The sequence below is a fragment of the Bacillus tuaregi genome, assembly GCF_900104575.1.
In the GTDB taxonomy this organism is placed as follows: Bacteria; Bacillota; Bacilli; order Bacillales; family Cytobacillaceae; genus Bacillus_BD; species Bacillus_BD tuaregi.
Map to the genome: position 1 here is coordinate 1 of NZ_LT629727.1, position 1,016 is coordinate 1,016.

Consider the following 1,016-nt stretch of genomic DNA (forward strand, 5'->3'; position numbering starts at 1 on the left):
GGTAAGGCAACGGACTTTGACTCCGTCATTCGTAGGTTCGAATCCTGCTAGCCCAGCCATCTTTTGCGGGTGTAGTTTAGTGGTAAAACCACAGCCTTCCAAGCTGTTGTCGAGGGTTCGATTCCCTTCACCCGCTCCATTAATGGGCCTATAGCTCAGCTGGTTAGAGCGCACGCCTGATAAGCGTGAGGTCGATGGTTCGAGTCCATTTAGGCCCATCAAAGTTTTTTACAACAGCAAAGAAATTTCTTTATTCCGCAGTAGCTCAGTGGTAGAGCGATTGCATGCCTCGAAGAGGGGCAATCTGCAATAAAAGCCATAGGCTTTTAGCGCACAAGACCACTAGCATCATTTAGGGAATAATATTCAATTTTCCGCAGTAGCTCAGTGGTAGAGCTATCGGCTGTTAACCGATCGGTCGTAGGTTCGAATCCTACCTGCGGAGCCTTTTCTGATATTGACAGGAAGTTGGCATTTTTTATGTGGGGAAGTACTCAAGTGGCTGAAGAGGCGCCCCTGCTAAGGGTGTAGGTCGGGCAACCGGCGCGAGGGTTCAAATCCCTCCTTCTCCGCCATACATAATTATAATTCTAACGCTGAGCGCCTTTAGCTCAGCAGGATAGAGCAACGGCCTTCTAAGCCGTGTGTCAGAGGTTCGAATCCTCTAAGGCGCGTAACCAACAACGAATTCTTGATCCAGAATCAAGGGTTCGTTGTTTTTTTATTGCGAGCAACGGTAGGGAGATTCTTTAGCTTTATCTATGGAAAAGGAATGATTTTAGTTAAAGATTCCGTAGAAATAAAATCCGCGGATTTTGCCAACATATCCGCAGATTCCGGCTAAATATCCGCACTTTTTGGCTAGATATCCGCGATTTCAGCAAGATATCACCATTTTAACAAATACTACCAATTATTGAACGGTTTAATATTAAATATACTTCAGAGAAGTAGACTCGACAGTGGCATAGATTCTGTTAAAAAATAAAATCCGCGGATTTTGCCAACATATCCGC

5 tRNA genes are annotated in these 1,016 nt (G+C 45.1%); all 5 read left to right on the forward strand.

Going from position 1 to position 1,016, the window contains the following annotated elements:
* Positions 1–65 precede the first annotated feature (65 nt).
* Positions 66–139 (forward strand) — tRNA-Gly (locus BQ5321_RS00590).
* A 5-nt stretch (positions 140–144) separates the two neighbouring features.
* Positions 145–218 (forward strand) — tRNA-Ile (locus BQ5321_RS00595).
* Between the two features lie 155 nt (positions 219–373).
* Positions 374–445: transfer RNA gene (locus tag BQ5321_RS00600), tRNA-Asn, on the forward strand.
* A gap of 39 nt (positions 446–484) precedes the next feature.
* Positions 485–575, forward strand: a tRNA-Ser gene (locus BQ5321_RS00605).
* Positions 576–600: 25 nt separating this feature from the next.
* A tRNA-Arg gene (locus BQ5321_RS00610) sits at positions 601–674 on the forward strand.
* Positions 675–1,016: the final 342 nt, after the last annotated feature.